The sequence below is a fragment of the Rhodococcoides corynebacterioides NBRC 14404 genome (assembly GCF_001894765.1).
GTDB classification, from domain to species: domain Bacteria; phylum Actinomycetota; class Actinomycetes; order Mycobacteriales; family Mycobacteriaceae; genus Rhodococcoides; species Rhodococcoides corynebacterioides.
On record NZ_BCWV01000002.1, the window covers coordinates 432,229 to 449,471 of the forward strand.

At 69.2% G+C, this 17,243-nt stretch carries 19 protein-coding genes; 12 read left to right on the forward strand and 7 right to left on the reverse strand.

Annotation, left to right across the window (positions count from 1 at the left end; genetic code table 11):
* Positions 1 to 7 precede the first annotated feature (7 nt).
* From RC2_RS03430 to RC2_RS03450, 5 genes are all read left to right on the forward strand, one after another.
* On the forward strand, positions 8 to 952 hold the full coding sequence (locus tag RC2_RS03430) for an EamA family transporter (RefSeq protein WP_068147444.1): 945 nt from the start codon (positions 8 to 10) through the stop codon (positions 950 to 952).
* Between the two features lie 165 nt (positions 953 to 1,117).
* On the forward strand, positions 1,118 to 1,567 hold the full coding sequence (locus RC2_RS03435; RefSeq protein WP_068147447.1) for a GyrI-like domain-containing protein: 450 nt from the start codon (positions 1,118 to 1,120) through the stop codon (positions 1,565 to 1,567).
* The gene (locus tag RC2_RS03440; protein ID WP_082895452.1) at positions 1,567 to 2,004 is read left to right on the forward strand and encodes a GyrI-like domain-containing protein; all 438 of its coding nucleotides are present in this window, start codon (positions 1,567 to 1,569) and stop codon (positions 2,002 to 2,004) included. Before RC2_RS03435 ends, RC2_RS03440 begins: the two co-directional genes overlap by 1 nt.
* A gap of 272 nt (positions 2,005 to 2,276) precedes the next feature.
* Positions 2,277 to 2,960 carry a TetR family transcriptional regulator gene (locus tag RC2_RS03445; RefSeq protein ID WP_068147573.1) on the forward strand — a complete coding sequence of 228 codons (684 nt, stop codon included), beginning with the start codon at positions 2,277 to 2,279 and terminating at the stop codon, positions 2,958 to 2,960.
* 133 nt (positions 2,961 to 3,093) lie between these two features.
* Positions 3,094 to 3,273, forward strand: a complete 180-nt coding sequence (locus RC2_RS03450; RefSeq protein WP_068147451.1) for a hypothetical protein — start codon at positions 3,094 to 3,096, stop codon at positions 3,271 to 3,273.
* A 16-nt stretch (positions 3,274 to 3,289) separates the two neighbouring features.
* Here RC2_RS03450 and RC2_RS03455 read toward each other — a convergent pair whose 3' ends face one another.
* Both RC2_RS03455 and RC2_RS03460 read right to left on the reverse strand, forming a co-directional pair.
* Positions 3,290 to 4,033, reverse strand: coding sequence for a ferredoxin reductase (locus RC2_RS03455; RefSeq protein WP_068147455.1), 744 nt, complete (start codon positions 4,031 to 4,033; stop codon positions 3,290 to 3,292).
* Positions 4,034 to 4,040: 7 nt separating this feature from the next.
* The gene (locus tag RC2_RS03460; protein WP_068147458.1) at positions 4,041 to 4,640 is read right to left on the reverse strand and encodes a sulfite oxidase-like oxidoreductase; all 600 of its coding nucleotides are present in this window, start codon (positions 4,638 to 4,640) and stop codon (positions 4,041 to 4,043) included.
* Positions 4,641 to 4,770: 130 nt separating this feature from the next.
* On the opposite strand from RC2_RS03460, the gene RC2_RS03465 reads away from it, so the two are divergent.
* The gene (locus RC2_RS03465) at positions 4,771 to 5,643 is read left to right on the forward strand and encodes an SDR family oxidoreductase (protein WP_245810974.1); all 873 of its coding nucleotides are present in this window, start codon (positions 4,771 to 4,773) and stop codon (positions 5,641 to 5,643) included.
* A 43-nt stretch (positions 5,644 to 5,686) separates the two neighbouring features.
* A complete protein-coding gene (arcA, locus tag RC2_RS03470; protein WP_068147461.1) occupies positions 5,687 to 6,919 on the forward strand; it encodes an arginine deiminase in 1,233 nt (410 codons plus the stop codon).
* A gap of 9 nt (positions 6,920 to 6,928) precedes the next feature.
* Here the strand turns inward: arcA and arsC are convergent, their stop codons facing one another.
* Positions 6,929 to 7,270 (reverse strand): arsenate reductase (glutaredoxin), encoded by a 342-nt coding sequence (gene arsC / locus RC2_RS03475; protein WP_068147463.1) that lies wholly within the window; start codon positions 7,268 to 7,270, stop codon positions 6,929 to 6,931.
* 80 nt (positions 7,271 to 7,350) lie between these two features.
* Here arsC and RC2_RS03480 point away from each other — a divergent pair, with 80 nt between their 5' ends.
* The 3 genes from RC2_RS03480 (at position 7,351) to RC2_RS03490 (ending at position 9,935) form a co-directional block, all read left to right on the forward strand.
* The gene (locus RC2_RS03480; protein ID WP_245810940.1) at positions 7,351 to 7,755 is read left to right on the forward strand and encodes a GntR family transcriptional regulator; all 405 of its coding nucleotides are present in this window, start codon (positions 7,351 to 7,353) and stop codon (positions 7,753 to 7,755) included.
* 78 nt (positions 7,756 to 7,833) lie between these two features.
* Positions 7,834 to 8,265, forward strand: coding sequence for a DoxX family protein (locus tag RC2_RS03485; protein ID WP_068147467.1), 432 nt, complete (start codon positions 7,834 to 7,836; stop codon positions 8,263 to 8,265).
* 38 nt (positions 8,266 to 8,303) lie between these two features.
* Positions 8,304 to 9,935, forward strand: coding sequence for a BCCT family transporter (locus RC2_RS03490; protein WP_082895453.1), 1,632 nt, complete (start codon positions 8,304 to 8,306; stop codon positions 9,933 to 9,935).
* Positions 9,936 to 9,944: 9 nt separating this feature from the next.
* Here RC2_RS03490 and RC2_RS03495 read toward each other — a convergent pair whose 3' ends face one another.
* Positions 9,945 to 11,504, reverse strand: coding sequence for a dolichyl-phosphate-mannose--protein mannosyltransferase (locus RC2_RS03495; protein ID WP_068147470.1), 1,560 nt, complete (start codon positions 11,502 to 11,504; stop codon positions 9,945 to 9,947).
* Between the two features lie 98 nt (positions 11,505 to 11,602).
* Between RC2_RS03495 and rsmI the strand changes: the two genes are divergently transcribed.
* Positions 11,603 to 12,409: a 16S rRNA (cytidine(1402)-2'-O)-methyltransferase gene (rsmI, locus tag RC2_RS03500; RefSeq protein ID WP_068147587.1), complete on the forward strand. Its 807-nt coding sequence runs from the start codon at positions 11,603 to 11,605 to the stop codon at positions 12,407 to 12,409.
* 10 nt (positions 12,410 to 12,419) lie between these two features.
* Here the strand turns inward: rsmI and RC2_RS03505 are convergent, their stop codons facing one another.
* Positions 12,420 to 12,848: an SRPBCC family protein gene (locus tag RC2_RS03505; RefSeq protein ID WP_068147474.1), complete on the reverse strand. Its 429-nt coding sequence runs from the start codon at positions 12,846 to 12,848 to the stop codon at positions 12,420 to 12,422.
* 39 nt (positions 12,849 to 12,887) lie between these two features.
* Positions 12,888 to 13,979 (reverse strand): alpha/beta hydrolase, encoded by a 1,092-nt coding sequence (locus RC2_RS03510; RefSeq protein ID WP_068147589.1) that lies wholly within the window; start codon positions 13,977 to 13,979, stop codon positions 12,888 to 12,890.
* 257 nt (positions 13,980 to 14,236) lie between these two features.
* Here RC2_RS03510 and RC2_RS03515 point away from each other — a divergent pair, with 257 nt between their 5' ends.
* Positions 14,237 to 15,613: a WS/DGAT/MGAT family O-acyltransferase gene (locus RC2_RS03515; RefSeq protein WP_068147478.1), complete on the forward strand. Its 1,377-nt coding sequence runs from the start codon at positions 14,237 to 14,239 to the stop codon at positions 15,611 to 15,613.
* Positions 15,614 to 15,650: 37 nt separating this feature from the next.
* Here the strand turns inward: RC2_RS03515 and metG are convergent, their stop codons facing one another.
* On the reverse strand, positions 15,651 to 17,225 hold the full coding sequence (gene metG / locus RC2_RS03520; protein WP_068147591.1) for a methionine--tRNA ligase: 1,575 nt from the start codon (positions 17,223 to 17,225) through the stop codon (positions 15,651 to 15,653).
* Positions 17,226 to 17,243: the final 18 nt, after the last annotated feature.

Here is a 17,243-nt window from a genome sequence, read left to right on the forward strand (position 1 = left end):
TCGTCGCATGCTCTCCTCTCGCTCGGGCCTCGCCTTCGCGCTGATCTCCGCCGTCTCGTTCGGGATGTCCGGGCCGATCGCCAAGGGGCTGACCGACGCCGGGTGGTCGCCCGAGTCCGCCGTCCTCGCCCGCATCGTGGGCGGTGCGCTGCTCCTGGTCCCCATCGTCCTGCTGGTGCGCCGCCGCGCCCTGACGGCGATTCGGCGGGCTCCGGCCGTCGTCGTCACCTACGGCGTGATCGCCGTCGCCGGCGCGCAGGTCTGTTACTTCAACGCGATCCAGCACCTCTCGGTGGGGGTGGCGCTCATGCTCGAGTACCTGGGCCCGGTGCTGGTGATCGGGTGGCTGTGGGCGACGACGCGTCGACGTCCGCATCCGACGACGCTGATCGGGGTCGCCCTGGCGTTCGGCGGCGCCCTGGTGGTGCTCGACGTGTTCGAGGGCGCCGTGCTCGACCCGATCGGCGTGGCGTGGGGCCTCGGCGCCGCCGTCTGCCTGGCCTTCTACTTCGTGATCTCCGCGCGCCAGGACGACGCCGTCGACCCGTTGGTGCTGTCGGCGGGCGGTCTCGTCGTCGGCTCGGTCGTCGTGGCCGTCGCCGGGGCGGTCGGCGTGGTTCCCCTCCACGCGTCGACGACGGACGTCTCGCTCGGCGGCCACGTCGCCCCGTGGTGGGTGGCGGCCGCGATCCTGGCCGCGGTGAGCGGTGTACTCGCCTACGTCTTCGGCATCATGGGAACCCGTCGTCTCGGTGCGTCGACGGCCTCGGTCGTGGCCCTTCTCGAGGTGGTCTGCGCCGTCCTCTCGGCCTGGTGGCTGCTGGGGCAGGCCGTCTCCCTCACCCAGATCGCGGGCGGCGCAGCCATTCTCGCGGGCGCCGCGGTCGTGCAGTCGCGCCGTTCGGTGCCGCCCTCGCCCGAGTTGGTTCCGGTCGCCTCGACAATGGCCTGATTCGTAACAGGTGGTCCCTTCTCTCGGGACTCCGCGCGGTATGGTGGGGGCGCGTCGTGATTCCACGGTCTCGGTTCGTCCCGTCGCGCGGGGTCGAAAAGGCGAATCGAACGCCCCAAGCGGGGATCACGGTGCGCGTTGCCACCTCGTCCCCGGGAGTACGTCATGTCAGTCGAATTCGTGGATCTGGAGGAGACGTGGGTCGCGGGACTCCCCGTGCGGAGCCCGAAACGTGCCCTGGGATCGCTCTACGACACGAATCTCGAGCGTGCTTGGTCGGGAATCCTCAACCAGGACATCGGTGAACCACTCGGGTCGATCTATACCGACTACGTTCCGGCGATCGGTTCCTACAGCACCCAGATCGTCGGTTATCGCACCGCGGCCGGGGATGTGCGCGACGGACACGTGGTGGCTCGAATTCCTGCCGGAACGTATGCCAAGTTCTCGGCCGTCGGCAATTTTCCGCGGGTTCTGACAACCATTTGGAAGGACATTTCGCACGCCGAGGACAACCGTTCTTTTCGACGCGCGTTCACCGGTGAATTCGAGGTGTACCCGCACGCGTACAAGATCGAGATGTTCGTCCCCGTCGACACCTCCGGAGTCCGGTGATGGCGTTCCGTCTGGTGGCGCGGCCGACCACGATCGTCGCCGGGTTGGTCGCGCCGGGTGTCGAGCCCGGTCCGGAGAACAGCGCGAGTGATCTGGTGACGTTCCTCCGCGAACGCATTCGTGAGCGCGAGCCGGCGGGGAGCGACATCTGGACGGTGTATCTGCCCGACCAGCGCGGCGTGTTCAACGTGGTGGTCGGTATCCCGCGGGCCGAGGTGGGGGACGTGCCGGTGGGCGACGTGTTCGTCACCGTGCCCGCCGGCGCGTTCGCGGTCTTCGAGGCGTCGATGACCCTGCCCGACCGCACCGAGGACGCATGGTCGCAGGTCGAGGAGGCCGTCGCCGACGGTGGCGTGACGCGCGCCGGCGGGCCGGAATTCGAGTGTCTGGCGGCGGACGGCAACGTGGAGATCTTCGTGTCCGTTCTGTTACGGTAGCCGTCCTTCCGCTCGGAGAACCTCGCTCGATTCGGAATTCGATCGTCGATCCGACGGCGTGTTCGATTTATCGCGATGAATCGGTACGAACGATTGTTTTCCGCCGATCGCCGTTGTGATGCGATCCAGTGTTCCATTCATGATCCGTGATTCTCGGACTGTTGTGCCTAAACTGTCCGAACGCGGCGTCGGGCCGCGAGCAGAACGTTCGCTCCGGGATCGACGCGAGCTTCGCTCTGATGATGGACGCGAGCCCAGTGGGGAGACGGAAGATGGTCAGGCAACTTCGTGCAGAGGCGACACGGTCGGCGGCGCTGCGAGCGGCGGCCGATCTGTTCCTCCGCGTCGGTCACGCCACCGCGACGCTCAGCCAGGTCTCGGCCGAATCGGGAGTGACCAAGGGCGCGCTGTACTTCCACTTCGCCTCCAAGGAAGAGCTGGCCCGCGCGCTGGTCGACGAGGGCCGCGAGCGCGTGACCGCCGCGTGCTCCGGCATGGTCGACAGCCGTTCTCCCGCACTCGAATCCGTCATCGGTATCACGTACTCGGTTCTCGACCTGGCCAACACGGACAACCTGGTCCGCATCATGTACCGACTCCAGCTCGAGGTGGACGCACCGGATCCCAGCCGCGGCAGCGTCTTCGCCACGTGGCAGAACATCTTCTCCCACCTCTTCGAGCGGGCCATCGAGCACGGCGACGTCATCGACTCGCTGGACGCGGAGACAGCGTCGTGCCTCGTGTCCGAGATGCTCAGCGGTGTTCTCATGGTCGCCGAGGGCACGGCCCGCCTGGACGGCGCCGCCGTCCGCATGGAGCAGGTCTGGCACACCATCCTGCCCTCGCTGGTGCCGCCGGCGAAGCTGCCGTACTTCCGTGAGTTCGCTTCGCGCAGCCTGTCGAGCTTCGTCCGTCGCCAGGAAGACGCCCGCGCGGAGGCCGACGCCCGAAGCTGACGTCCTTCGGGTCGTTCGTCACTGGCTCGTCCCGTATGCTGGCGCGCCCTGGTGTGACGGAGGACACTGAAAGCGGACGCCGATCACGGGCGTCTCGGCCCGAGGCCGTCGAACACGCCGTCAGGAGGTCGTCGTGAAAACCACCGTCACCACGAACACCACACACCGAATGTCGGATGCGGAATTGCGCAAAGCCATCGCCGTCATGCAGTCCCGCGCCGACGACGCACGACGTCGCGGCGAGACCGAGGACGCCGACCGCATGGAGGCCACGGTGAACGAGTTCCGCGAGGACATGGCCACCCGGCTCTGACCCCGGGCGCGAGTTGTCAGCTCGGCCCGAAGCGTTCCGTGCGAATTCTGCCGGGGGCGTGCCCGCGGTCGACGAGCATGTCCGCGACCGCGTCGACGAAGCTCGTCGGGCCGCACACGTAGCAGTCGGGCTCGAACTCGGCCGGCCACCCGTGGGCGTCGAGATCCGCCGCCTGGATGCGCCCCACGGGTCGACGGGACGCGACCGGTGCGCGACGGGTGTGGATCAGGGTGACGTCCACTCCCGGGTGCGGGTGCGCCCACTCGTCGGCGTAGTACACCTCCGCCGGTTCGCGGACCGAGTAGAGCACCCGGAACGGCACCGCCGTCGTGCGGGCGCGGACCATCGCGCGCAGCGGGACGATGCCCGATCCGCCGCCCACCAGCAGCACCGGCGGCGACGGCGGCCCGGTGGGCGCCGCGGGACGCCACACGAACCAGCGCCCGATGGGCCCGCGGACCTCGACTCGGTCGCCCGGTTCCAGCGACGACGTGAGATAGGGCGAGACCTCGCCGTCGCCGACGGTCTGCACCGTGAGTTCGATGCGCGGCGTGCCGTCGGGCGCCGAGGCGATCGAGTAGCTGCGTTGCGCGCTGTATCCGTCCTCGGCGGTGAGTTTGACGTCGAGGTGCTGTCCGGCGTGATGACCCGTCCACCCGTCGACGTCGAGCAGGAGGGTGGCGGCGGTGGGTGTTTCCGCGCGTCGTTCGACCACGGTGGCGACCAGCCAGGGCTTGGCGCCGGAGAGAGCAACGGCCATGGGGCGATCAGTCGCCCTGGTAGCGCTGCTCGCGCCAGGGGTCGCCGTAGTCGTGGTAGCCGCCGCGCTCCCAGAACCCCTGTTCGTTCTGCTCGGTGAGTTCGATGCGCGAGACCCACTTGGCCGATTTCCAGAAGTAGAGGTGCGGCACCAGCAGTCGCGCGGGGCCACCGTGCTCGCGCGTGAGGGGCGCGCCGTCGAATTCGGTGACCAGCCAAGCCTTTCCGCCCAGAAGGTCCTCGAGGGGGAGGTTGGTCGTGTACCCGTCGAACCCGTGCACGACGACGTACTGCGCGTCGGTCTCGAGCCCGCCGAGGAGCACGTCGAGGGAGACGCCGGTCCACGTCGTGTCGAGCTTGGACCACTTGGTCACGCAGTGGATGTCGACGGTGGGCCGCTCGTGCGGCAACGCGGCCATCTCGTCCCACGTCCACGTCCGGCTCTCGCCGCGCTCGGTGGTGATCTGGAACGTCCAGGTATCGGTCGCGACGGACGGCGACGGCCCGATCGCGAGCACGGGGAAATCCTTGGTCAGATACTGACCCGGTGGGGTGCGGCCGTCGTCGTCGCGTCGACGCCCGACGAAGCCTTTCGAGACGAGTGCCATGGTGCATCCGAGTTTCGCCCCCTTTGGTGCGTCTGACAAGTCGGCCCGCCGGGACGCGTCGGCTCGGTAGGGTCGATCCGGCCGCCGGCACGCGCGGCGGTGGACGAGGAGGGGTGAACCGGTGGTGGTCCTGGGCAGGCTGCGAGGTCGCGGCGCGACGCGGAAGCGGCGCACGGTGAACGGCCGCCGCGTGCTCGTCACCGGTGCCGCCAGCGGAATCGGGCGGGCCACCGCGCAGGCGGTGGCGCAGCGTGGCGGTCGTCTGATTCTCACCGACATCGACGAGGCCGGCCTGGCCGACACGGTGCGCGACGTCGAGGCGAGTGGTGGCGTCGTCGATTCATCGCGCGCGCTGGACATCTCGCAGTACGACGACGTCGCCGCCTTCGCCGACGACGTCCACGCCGCGCACGGTGCCGTCGACGTCGTGATGAACGTCGCGGGGATCTCGGCGTGGGGAACGGTCGAGACCATGCCGCACGAGCACTGGCGGCAGCTGGTCGAGGTCAACCTCATGGGGCCGATCCACGTCATCCAGACGTTCGTGCCCGCGATGATCGCGGCCGGACGCGGCGGATACCTGGTCAACGTCTCGTCGTCGGCCGGTCTGCTGGCCTTCCCGTGGCACGCGGCGTACAGCGCCGGCAAGTTCGGGCTGCGCGGCGTCTCCGAGGTGCTCCGCTTCGACCTGGCCCGGCACGGCATCGGGGTCTCGCTGGTGGTTCCCGGCGCGGTCCGCACCCCGCTGGTCGAGACCGTGCGCATCGCCGGGGTCGATCGCGCCGACCCGAAGGTGCGACGGCTCGAGAATCACTTCCACGACCGGGCCGCCGAACCGCAGGACGTGGCCCTGGCCATCCTGCGCGGCATGGAGCGGGGGCACTTCCTGGTGTACTCCGGCAACGACATTCGCTTCGCGTTCTGGCTGCAGCGCAAATTCGCTCTGCCGTACGAGATCGCGATGCAGGCGGCGAACGACTACTTCACTCGCCTGCTGAAGTGACGTCCGCCGTGTGAGGACGGCGCCGACGGACTACCGTCGGTGCATGACCGCACCCGACAGGCCGGGCGCCCCACTGGGGGCGGATTCCGAGGTGGGCACGCTGCGGACGGTGCTGCTGCACCGACCCGGTGACGAGCTGCGACGCCTGACCCCGCGGAACAACGATCAGCTGCTCTTCGACGGGCTGCCGTGGGTCGATCGAGCCCGCGACGAGCACGACGCGTTCGCCGAGTTGCTCGCGTCCCGCGGCGTGGAGGTGCTGCTGCTCGGTGACCTGCTCACCGAGACGCTCGACCACAGCGGCGCGGCCCGCGTGCAAGGCGTGGCGGCGGCGGTCGATCCCCGACGGCTCGGGCACGTGCTCGCGCGCGACCTCACCACCTACCTGCGAGGGCTTCCGGCGGCGGAGCTGGCCACGGTTCTCATGGCGGGCATGACCTTCGACGAGTTGCCGGTCGGGGACGGCGCCGGCATCTCGTTGGTGCGGCGGATGCACCACGGCGCCGACTTCGTCATCGAGCCTCTGCCCAATCTGCTCTTCACTCGCGACTCGTCCTTCTGGATCGGCTCGCGGGTGGCCATCACGTCGCTCGCGCTGCGGGCGCGGTCTCGGGAGACGTCGTTGACCGACATCGTCTACGCGTTCCACCCGCGTTTCCTCGGGGTCCGCCGCGCGTACGAGTCGCACACCGCGCCCGTCGAGGGCGGCGACATCCTGCTCCTCGCGCCCGGCGTCGTGGCGGTCGGAGTGGGGGAGAGGACCACTCCCGCCGGTGCGGAAGCGTTGGCGCGCAGTCTCTTCGACGACGACCTCGCGCACACCGTCCTGGTGGTGCCCATCGCCCAGGAGCGTGCGTCGATGCATCTGGACACGGTGTGCACCATGGTCGACACCGACGCCGTGGTGATGTACCCCGCGATTCGAGACTCCCTGTCGGCGTTCACCATTCGCCGGGAGGACGGCGGCGTGCGCATCACCGGTGCCGACCCGTTCCTCGGGGCGGCCGCCGAGGCGATGGGCATCGAGAAGCTGCGCGTCATCGACACCGGCCTCGACAGCGTCACCGCCGAGCGCGAGCAATGGGACGACGGCAACAACACTCTCGCTCTGGCTCCCGGCGTGGTGGTCGCCTACGAACGCAACGTCGAGACCAACGCGCGTCTCGAGGCGTCGGGCATCGAGGTGTTGCGCATCGCCGGATCCGAGCTGGGCTCGGGTCGCGGCGGACCGCGGTGCATGTCGTGTCCGGTGTCGCGCGACAGCCTCCGGACCTGATCCGACCGCTCAGAGAACGCGCGACACCGTGGCCGCCGGCCGGGCGAGGACGGTTCCGGCGTCCGAGACCACGAAGGGGCGCTCGATGAGGATCGGATGGTCGAGCATCGCGCGCAGCACGGTCTCGTCGTCCGCGTCGGCCAGGCCGAGCTCGGCGTAGAGCTTCTCGCGCCGACGGACGGCGGTGCGCGGCGTGAGCCCGGCATCGTCGATGAGGCGTCGGAGGGTGGCCTCGTCCGGCGGAGTCTCGAGATACTTCACCACCGTGGGTTCGACACCGGAGTCCCGCACCGCGGCGAGGACGGTGCGCGAGGTGGAGCAGCGGGGGTTGTGATAGACGGTGACGGTCACCGCACCAGTATGACGCCGGGCCGGGACGCCGGACCGTGACGCCGGACCGTGAGAATGCAGTCGAAGCAGGAGGAGGAGTCGTGACCCAGCGTGAGACCCCGCACGGGGCGAGTCTGCCGATCGACCTGTCGACGGACGACGCCCCCTTCGAGCAGGTGCGCTCGGGCATCGTCCGGGGTGTGCGCTCCGGTGCTCTCATCGCCGGTTCGCGGTTGCCCACGGTGCGGGCCCTCGCGGCCGACCTGGGGCTCGCTCCCAACACCGTGGCCAAGGCGTATCGCGAGCTGGAGCAGGACGGCGTCGTCGTCACGCGGGGTCGGTCGGGCACGTTCGTGGCCGCGGGGGACGACCCCGCGGTGGCCGCCGTGCAGACCGCGGCGACGGAGTACGCGCGGGCCGCGCGTCGGGCCGGGGTGGAGGACGACGAGGCCGTGCGGTGGGTGCGAACGGCCTTCGACGCGGTGCAGACACCCCCGCAGCGGTGATGTCGACCCCAAGTTGACGCTTCAACTCAGCTGTGCCACGGTGAACCCGCTCGCATCCCCGATCCCGAAGGAACTCCCGTGAACAGTCCCGTCGTCAGAGATCTCGCCGCCCTGGTCGCCCGCGTCGCACTCGGCATCGTCTTCGTGGCCCACGGCTGGCAGAAGTTGAACACCAACGGACTCGACGCCACCACGGCCGGGTTCGAGGGCATGGGCATCCCGTTCCCGACGTTCTCCGCGTACTTCGCCACGTTCGTCGAGCTCGTGGGCGGAGGACTGCTCATCGTGGGTCTGCTCACTCCGGTGGTCGGGCTGCTCCTGGTGATCGACATGGTCGGCGCGCTGGTGTTCGTGCACCTCGACAAGGGCGTCTTCGTCACCGACGGCGGCTGGGAGTTGGTGGTCGGACTGGGTGCGGGCGCACTCCTGCTGGCCGTCGTCGGAGCCGGGTCCTTCAGCCTCGACGGGGTGTTCGGGCGCGGTCGTTCCCGGTCACGCGCCGCACGGTGACTTGATTACCGCCGCCGGAACGAGCACCGTGACATGTCATGACCATGTCCAAGGAGACCGACTCGCCCGGTAACGCACCATCGCCGTCCCCGGCCCCCGACGCTCAACCGGTCGACCCGCCCGCCGCGACCGCACCCCGTTTGGACAGAACCGTGTTCGGTGTGACGGCCGTCGTCGTCGCCGCGATCATCGTGTGGGGTCTCGCCGGGCCCGCGAACCTCGAGAGCGTGACCGGATCCGTCCTCGACTGGTTGGTCACGAACCTCGGCTGGCTGTTCATCATCGCCGCCACCGGCTTCGTGCTCTTCTGCCTGTACCTGGCGGTGTCCAAGTACGGCCGGATCCCCCTGGGGAAGGACGGCGAGAAGCCGGAGTTCAAGACCGTCAGCTGGATCGCGATGATGTTCAGCGCCGGCATGGGCATCGGCCTGATGTTCTACGGTGTCGCCGAGCCGCTCGAGCACTTCGTCACCCCGCCGCCCGGAACGGATGGCGGCGTCGGAAACGCCATGGCCACCACCATGTTCCACTGGAGCCTGCATCCGTGGTCCATCTACGCGGTGATGGGCCTCGCCGTGGCCTACAGCACCTACCGCCGCGGTCGTCGGCAGCTGATCTCGTCGGCGTTCTTCCCGCTGCTCGGGCGCCGCTCGGAGGGCCCGATCGGCAAGGTCATCGACATCCTCGCCATCTTCGCCACCCTCTTCGGCACCGCCGCGTCCCTGGGCCTCGGTGCCCTGCAGATCGGCTCCGGCGTCGAGGTGCTCGGCTGGCTCGGTGAGCCCGGCACCCTGCTGCTGGTCGCCGTCATCGCCCTGCTTACCCTGGCGTTCATCGCGTCCGCGGTGTCGGGCGTCGCCAAGGGCATTCAGTGGCTCTCCAACATCAACATGGTGCTCGCCCTCGTGCTCGCGATCTTCGTGTTCGTGCTCGGCCCCACCGTGCTGATCCTGAACCTGATCCCGACGACGATCGGCGACTACGTCAGCCAGCTCTTCCACATGTCGGCCCGCACCGCGGCGTCGAGCAACCCCGAGACCGCGTCGTGGCTGTCGTCGTGGACGATCTTCTACTGGGCCTGGTGGGTGTCCTGGACCCCGTTCGTCGGCATGTTCCTCGCCCGCATCAGCCGCGGACGCACCGTGCGACAGTTCATCGTCGGGGTCATCCTGGTGCCCAGCGTCGTCAGCCTCGTGTGGTTCTCCGTGTTCGGCGGCGCCGGCATCTCCGAGCAACGCGACGGTATCGACCTCGCGGCCCGGGGGTCGAGCGAGTCGCAACTGTTCGGCATGCTCGAGCACCTGCCGCTCTTCGGGCTGTCCGCGGTGGTCGTGATGGTGCTCGTCGCCATCTTCTTCGTCTCCGGCGCCGACGCCGCCTCGATGGTGATGGGCACGCTGAGCCAGCGGGGCACCCTCGAGCCCAGCCGCTGGGTCGTCGTCTTCTGGGGCGCCATCACCGGAGCCACCGCCGCGATCATCCTGTGGACGGGCGGCTCGGACGCGTTGAACGGTCTGCAGACCATGACGATCATCGCGGCCGCGCCGTTCGTGGTCGTCATGATCGGCCTGTCGGTCTCGCTCTACCGCGACCTCTCGCACGATCCCGCGGTGCTCACGCACACCCGTCGGCGTCGACGCAGGGAGAAGGACGGCATGGTCGAACTCTGACGGACCGATTCACCGCCAGCTGGGCAGCCACAACTGCTGCTGCCACAGCGTCTCGGTGATCGGCAGGCCGGTGAGAACCGGCCACAGCCACACGAAGTTCGCGATCGCGACGGCGACGTACCCGGCGGCCAGAGCCAGGCCGAGGGTGCGTCGCCGTCCTGTTCGGGCGCGGCCGATCACGTCGCCGATCACCAACGTCAGGCCCATGACGAGGAACGGTGAGAGCGCGGTCGCGTAGAAGAAGTACATCTGGCGGTCCAGCGACAGGAACCAGGGCAGGATGCCGGCGCCGTAGCCGACCAGCACGGCCGCGTAGCGCCAGTCGCGCCGCGCGACGGTGCTCCACAGCGCCCACGCCAGCATCGGGACGGCGAGCCACCACAGGGCCGGGGTCCCGATCAGCATCACCGCTTTGACGCAGCTGCCCGGCGCACTGCAGCCGGCGACGGTGTCCCCGTCGGCGTAGTAGTACAGCATCGGCCGCAGCCCCATCGGCCACGTCCACGGCTTGGATTCCCACGGATGGCGATTGCCGGCGGAATTGGTCAGTCCGGCATGGAATTCGAGGACGTTGCCGCTGTAGTACCAGAGCGAGCGCAGCGCGTCGGGAACGAAGGAGAACGGTCCGCCCGCGCCGACTTCGGTGCCCACGGCGTGCCGGTCGACGCCCGTCTCGCTGGCGAACCACCCGGCGTAGGTGGCCAGGTAGACGACGACGGGGACGGCCACCAAGGCGTACAGGGCGGGGCCGACGTCGCGGACGGCCGTGCCGCGCCACGGTCGAACCACCCCGTACCGACGCCGGGCGGCGAGGTCGAACGCCACGCTCAGCAGGCCGAAGAAGGCGACGAAGTACAGTCCGGACCACTTCGTGCCGCAGGCCAGGCCGAGCAGGACGCCCGCGCCGAAGCGCCACCACCGCACGCCGAGGCGCGGCCCGAGCGTGCTGACCTCGAGGCGACCCTGCGCGGCGACGCGAGCCAGCCGTTCGCGCACGTCGTCGCGGTCACGGACGAGTGCTCCGAACGCACCCACGACGAACAGGGTCATGAAGATGTCGAGCATGCCCACGCGCGAGGAGACGAAGGCGACGCCGTCGACGACGAGCAGCAGGCCGGCGATCGCGCCCAGAAGGGTCGAGCGCGTCATCCGCCGCACGATGCGGATCACCAGCAGCACGAGCAGGATGCCGAACACGGCCGAGGACAGCCGCCACCCCCACCCCGTGTACCCGAAGACGGCCTCGCCGACGGCGATCAGTTGCTTGCCGACGGGCGGGTGCACCACCAGCCCGTACGCGGGGTTGTCCTCGATCCCGCCTCCGGTGAGCACCTGGTACCCCTGCGGTGCGTAGTGCTTCTCGTCGAAGACGGGCGTCCCGGCGTCGGTGGGGTAGCCCAGCATCACCAGACGGGTGACCGCCGCGATCGCCGTGACGACGACGGTCACCACCCAGCCGCGCACCCGATCGGTGGGGCCGAACGTCTCGACGGGCACGAGGGGGCCGGGGGCGACGGCCGGCGGGGTCGACCGTCGCGCCGGATCGGTGCGCGCGGTCAGCAGGGTCACCGTTCGATCGTAGGCTAGGGGGAACGAGTGTCGCCGGGCCCGACCGGTCGACCGGACGACGAGAGAGGACGGCCGTGCTGATCCTCGGTGCCACCCCCATGGGCGATCCGAACGACGCGTCGCCGCGGCTGCGCGAGGCGCTCGCCACCGCGGACGTCGTCGCGGCGGAGGACACCCGGCGTACCAAGACGCTGGCGTCGGCCCTGGGCGTGCAGATCACCGGGCGGGTGGTGAGTTTCTACGACCAGGTCGAGACCGACCGCATCCCGGGTCTGCTGGAGGAGATTCGCGCCGGATCGCGGGTGCTCCTGGTGACCGACGCCGGAATGCCGTCGGTCAGCGATCCCGGGTACCGCCTGGTGGCGGCGTGCGCGCAGGCCGACCTGCCGGTGACGTGCCTGCCCGGACCGTCGGCAGTGACGACGGCGTTGGCGCTCTCGGGTCTGCCCGTCGAGCGGTTCTGCTTCGACGGATTTCCCCCGCGCAAGCGAGGACCGCGCCAGGCGTGGTTGCGCACGCTGGTCACCGAGCAGCGTGCGGTGGCGTTCTTCGAGGCGCCGCATCGACTGGCCGACACGCTCGCGGACGCCGTGGAGGTCCTCGGGCCGGAGCGGCCCGCCGCCGTCTGCCGTGAACTGACCAAGACCTACGAGGAGGTCCGGCGCGGCACCCTGGCGGATCTGGCCCAGTGGGCGGCGGACGGGGTGCGCGGCGAGATCACCGTGGTGCTCGCGGGCGCGGCCCCGGCCGCCGCCGATCCCGAGGACCTCGTCGACGCGGTGGAGGAGTGGGTGCAGGGCGGTCTGGGCCTGAAGGACGCCTGCGCGCGCGTCGCCGCCGATTCGGACGCGGCGGTGTCGAAACGCGCTCTCTACGAGGCGGTTCTGACCGCCCGGTCGCAGTAGCCGGCGCGGATCAGCCGACGACCTGTTGGCGCAGGCCGTCCGTCGCGGTCTCGAGCACCGTCTTGGTGCCGCGCTTGACGATGAAACCGGGTACCGGAATCTTCGGGTCGAGCGTGATCTCGAAGGTGAGGTGGGTGCCCCGGTCGGTCTCGGTGAGGTCGTAGCGGGCGGACTGGGACTTCTGCTGGGTCGACTCGACGACCTCCCACGACACGGAGGTGTCCGTCCAGGTGAACTCCAGCACCTGCTCGTCCGTGATGCCCATGACGGCCACCGTCATCTCCGCGACGAGGGGACGACCGGCGTCGTCACGCTCGCGAACGGCGACCTTCTTGTGGATGGACGACCACGCGGGCAGCCCCTCCAGATCGGCGATCACGGCGAGCACGTCCGCCGGGGGAGCCTCGATGTCGACTTCTCTGCTGCCACTGACTGCCATGAGCGTGAATGTTACCGACGGTGACCCGTACCGGTGCGCTTATGCGCCCGGACGAATGTCGGACACCCGTCCGGCGGAGGCGACGCGCTCGTCGACGAACGCGGCGATCTCCCGGATGGCACGTCCGCTCTCGGGAACGAAGTCGGCCGCCTGGAAGACGTGAACCTGGTTCTCCCACACCTGGAGTCGGCACTCGACGCCGGCTTCGGCCAGACGATCCGCCATGAGCTCGGAGTCCGCATAGACCATCTCGTTCGAGCCGACCTGCAGCAGAACCGGCGGCATGTCGCTCAGATCGGCGTTCACCGGACAGACGCGAGGTCCTCGCGTGCCCTCGACGACGATGCGGGCTTCCACGCTGTCCGCCAACGCGGTCAACGCCGGAACCGCACCGGCCGGGAAGACCGGGCACCGGGCCGCGTTGGGATGGGCCATCTTTCGGCTCGGATCGAGGTCCGTCAGGGGTGAGAGGGCGATGATGCCGGCCGCCTGCGGCAGTCCCAGCATGGTGATCGCGAGCGAGACCATGAAGGACAGGTAGCCACCGGCGGAGTCACCGGCGATGAAGATCTGCTCCGGCAGGTACCCCGCGTCGAGCAGGTAGCGGTAGCCGTCGACGCCGTCCTCGACGGCGTGCGAGATGGGGTTGCGCGGCATCATGCGGTAGTCGACCGACAGGACGTCGGCGCCCGTGGTGTGGGCGATGCGCGACGTCAGGCGCCGATGGCTGTTGAGTCCGCAGACGACGAAGGCTCCGCCGTGGAGATACAGGATCACCCGATCCCGATCGGCGCGGCGGCGGGGAGTCTCGGAACGACCGGTCGGACCCAGGCGGCGGGGACGGTCGCTGTGGATCCACTCGGCGCGGCAGTTGTCCAGGCGTACCGGGGTGCAGCGCGTGGTTCCCACCGGGGGGAGCAGGCGTCCGGCCTGATCGACCAGCCCGGTGGGCCAGGGGAGCGAGTGAGTATGGGCCCAGAGTCCCAGGAACGGGCGGACGGTGGTGCGCAGATACGTGGCGAGGGCCCGCCCCTGCACGCTGGTGCCGACGAACTCCTGCCGGTCGACGGGGGCGATCCCGTAGCCGTGCGACGCCGTGCGTCCGGCGTTCCGTCGCAGGGACGTGGTCATCTCGGCCGAGGCGATGCTCATCTGGCGGCCCTCCGTCGTCTTCTCATCCGGGCTTCTCGTCGAATCCCTCTTCGCAGTGGGGATCGCACCGGCACGTCAACATGAAACACCTTTCGAGACATCCGTTGTAATCGGGGTCACACCGTGACCGCTCGTTGTCCGGTCCGATGCACGTTCGTTACCTGTGAGTAGCATGGTGAGAATGCAGGTGAGCTGGGCGATCACGCCCTGCCGCCGGGCCGAGAGAGGGTGCGTCGATGCCGTTCATGCCGGTCACCGAATCCATGTTCCTGGTGGCGGAGACGCGAGAGCACCCGATGCACGTGGGCGGGCTGCAACTGTTCGTGCCCCCGGAGGGCGAGGAGGAGACCTTCGGCCAGAAGGTCTACGAGACGTTCGAGGCGGCCACCGACGTCTACGAGTTGTTCCGCAAGCGTCCGGCCCCGCCGGTCAACGTCATGGGCACCGTGCGGTGGATCTTCGACGACGACCTCGACTTCGAACACCACGTCCGCCGCATCATGCTGCCGCGACCCGGGCGCGTGCGGGAACTCCTGCGCTACATCTCCGCCGAGCACGGGGCGCCCCTCGATCGGCACCGGCCCATGTGGGAGCTGCACGTCATCGAAGGGCTGGCGGACGGTCGCCTGGCGCTCTACAGCAAGATCCACCACTCCCTCGTGGACGGGGTGTCGGCACTGAAGCTCTTCGAGAAGACGCTCACGCCCGATCCGGACCGTCGGGACTGCGGTCCCATCTGGGATCCCGCCCTGTTCCGGAAGAAGCGGAGTTCGGAGGTCGCGACGACGGGCAGCGGCACCCTCGCGGCGGTCACGAGCGGCGTGAAGGCGGCCGGTGAGCTCGCGGGAATCGGACCGGCGGCGGCCCGCATCGGGTGGAACAAGCTGCGGGGCAACGACATGGTGTTGCCGCTGTCCGCGCCGCACACCATGCTGAACGTGCCGATCGGCGGCGCTCGCCGATTCGCGTCGCAGCAATGGTCGAAGACGCGGATGAAGGACGTCGCGTCCGCACTCGGCGTCACGCTGAACGACGTCGTGCTCACCATGTGCGCGGGCGCGCTCCGGTCCTACCTCATCGACCGCAACGCACTCCCCGACGAGCCCCTCGTGGCCATGGTGCCCGTGTCGATGCGCGAGGCCGGCGCGGACGCCGCCGGCGGCAACGCGGTGACCACCGTGCTCTGCAACCTCGGAACCGATCAGCCCGACCCCGAACGCCGGCTCGCGGCCGTCGTGCGGTCGATGAACGACTCCAAGGCGATGATGCGGAATCTCAGCCCTCTGCAGGCGCTGGGTTACGGCGCCGCGGTGATGGCCCCGCTGCTGCTCACGCCGGTGCCGGGTTTCGTGCGCAACACCCCGCCGCCGTTCAACGTGATCATCTCCAACGTCCCCGGTCCGAAGACCGAGATGTACTGGAACGGTGCACGTCTCGACGGCGTCTACCCGGCCTCGATCGTGCTCGACGGGCAGGCGCTGAACATCACGCTGGCCACCAACGCCGACAACGTCAACTTCGGTCTCGTGGGAGACCGCCGCAGCGTTCCGTCGTTGCAGCGCATGCTCACGCACCTCGACACGGCTCTCGAGGAGCTCGAGAAGCTCGCCTGATCGGCCGGCGGTGGCGGTGGCTCGGACCTACGCGGGTCTAGTCCACGTCGGGCTCGACGTAGCGCGGGAAGACGCCCGTCGGCTTCGGGAGTTCGACTCCCGGGGTGAGACGAGTGGGGAGAGAAGCGAAGTCGCGGTCGGACACCCCGAGCAGATCGAGCAGGCGTGCGCAGGCATCGGGCATGAACGGTTGGGTGAGGATCACCGCGACGCGCAGGACCTCGAGCGTCACGTAGAGGACCGTGGCCATGCGCTCGGGGTCGGTCTTGCGCAGCACCCACGGTTCCTGCGCGGAGAAGTAGCGGTTGGTCTCGCCCAGCACCGACCAGATGGCCTCCAGCGCGAGGTGCAGTTCCTGCCGATCCATGTGGGCCCGAACGGTATCGGCGAGACCGGCGACATGCCCGAGCATGGCCTCGTCGGCGTCGGTGAAGTCGCCCGGCGTCGGCACTCGCGCGTCGCAGTTCTTCGCCACCATCGACAACGACCGCTGCGCGAGATTGCCGAGCTCGTTGGCGAGGTCGGCGTTGATGCGCGTGACGATGGCCTCGTGGCTGTAGCTGCCGTCCTGCCCGAACGAGACCTCGCGCAGCAGGAAGAACCGCACGGCGTCCAGGCCGTAGTCCGCGATCAGCGCGGCGGGATCGACCACGTTGCCCACCGACTTGGACATCTTCTCGCCCTTGTTGGTCAGGAAGCCGTGCACGAACACGCGTTTCGGCAGTTCGATGCCCGCGGACATGAGGAAGGCGGGCCAGAACACGGCGTGGAAGCGCACGATGTCCTTGCCGATCATGTGCACGTCCGCGGGCCAGAAGGTGCGGAACGCCTCGCCCTCGACGTCCGGATAGCCCACGCCCGTCAGGTAATTGGTGAGGGCGTCGACCCACACGTACATGACGTGGGACTCGTCGCCCGGGACCGGGACACCCCAGTCGAACGTCGACCGGGAGATCGACAGATCCTTCAATCCGCTCGCGACGAAGCTCGCCACCTCGTTGCGCCGGGTGGCGGGGAGCACGAAGTCGGGCCGCTCCTTGTACAGCGCGAGCAGCTTGTCCTGGTACGCCGAGAGCCGGAAGAAGTACGTCGACTCCTCGGTCCACTCCACGGGCGTTCCGGTCTCGGTCGCGATGCGCGACCCGTCCTCGAGCCGCGTGGTCTCGCCTTCGGCGTAGTACGCCTCGTCCCGCACGGAGTACCACCCGCTGTAGGTGTCGAGGTAGATGTCTCCCCGGTCGGCCATGCGCTGCCACAGCGTGCGACTCGCCTCGAGGTGATCCGCATCGGTGGTGCGGATGAAGCGATCGAACGTGATGCCGAGCGATTCCTGCATCGCCTGGAAGGCGTCGGAATTGCGGCGCGCGAGATCCGCCGTGCTCAGCCCCTCCTTCGCCGCGGTCTGCGCCATCTTCAACCCGTGCTCGTCGGTGCCGGTGAGGAACCGGACGTCGTGACCGTCGAGACGCTTGAACCGCGCCAGCACGTCGGTCGCGATGTACTCGTAGGCGTGCCCGATGTGCGGGGTGCCGTTGGGGTACGCGATCGCGGTGGTGATGTAGAACGGCGGGCGGCCGGCGGCGTCCACCGGAGCATCGGGAGTAGCAGTCATGGTGCGCATACTCTATCT

What these genes read in the sequence shown, in the direction of transcription:
- RC2_RS03490 (WP_082895453.1), top strand. Translation starts at nt 8,304, where the DNA reads ATGACCATGTCCAAGGAGACCGACTCGCCCGGTAACGCACCATCGCCG.
- RC2_RS03435 (WP_068147447.1), top strand. Translation starts at nt 1,118, where the DNA reads ATGTCAGTCGAATTCGTGGATCTGGAGGAGACGTGGGTCGCGGGACTC.
- RC2_RS03445 (WP_068147573.1), top strand. Translation starts at nt 2,277, where the DNA reads ATGGTCAGGCAACTTCGTGCAGAGGCGACACGGTCGGCGGCGCTGCGA.
- RC2_RS03440 (WP_082895452.1), top strand. Translation starts at nt 1,567, where the DNA reads ATGGCGTTCCGTCTGGTGGCGCGGCCGACCACGATCGTCGCCGGGTTG.
- arcA (WP_068147461.1), top strand. Translation starts at nt 5,687, where the DNA reads ATGACCGCACCCGACAGGCCGGGCGCCCCACTGGGGGCGGATTCCGAG.
- RC2_RS03505 (WP_068147474.1), bottom strand. Translation starts at nt 12,848, where the DNA reads ATGGCAGTCAGTGGCAGCAGAGAAGTCGACATCGAGGCTCCCCCGGCG.
- RC2_RS03515 (WP_068147478.1), top strand. Translation starts at nt 14,237, where the DNA reads ATGCCGTTCATGCCGGTCACCGAATCCATGTTCCTGGTGGCGGAGACG.
- rsmI (WP_068147587.1), top strand. Translation starts at nt 11,603, where the DNA reads ATGGGCGATCCGAACGACGCGTCGCCGCGGCTGCGCGAGGCGCTCGCC.
- metG (WP_068147591.1), bottom strand. Translation starts at nt 17,225, where the DNA reads ATGACTGCTACTCCCGATGCTCCGGTGGACGCCGCCGGCCGCCCGCCG.
- RC2_RS03460 (WP_068147458.1), bottom strand. Translation starts at nt 4,640, where the DNA reads ATGGCACTCGTCTCGAAAGGCTTCGTCGGGCGTCGACGCGACGACGAC.
- RC2_RS03510 (WP_068147589.1), bottom strand. Translation starts at nt 13,979, where the DNA reads ATGACCACGTCCCTGCGACGGAACGCCGGACGCACGGCGTCGCACGGC.
- RC2_RS03430 (WP_068147444.1), top strand. Translation starts at nt 8, where the DNA reads ATGCTCTCCTCTCGCTCGGGCCTCGCCTTCGCGCTGATCTCCGCCGTC.
- RC2_RS03455 (WP_068147455.1), bottom strand. Translation starts at nt 4,033, where the DNA reads ATGGCCGTTGCTCTCTCCGGCGCCAAGCCCTGGCTGGTCGCCACCGTG.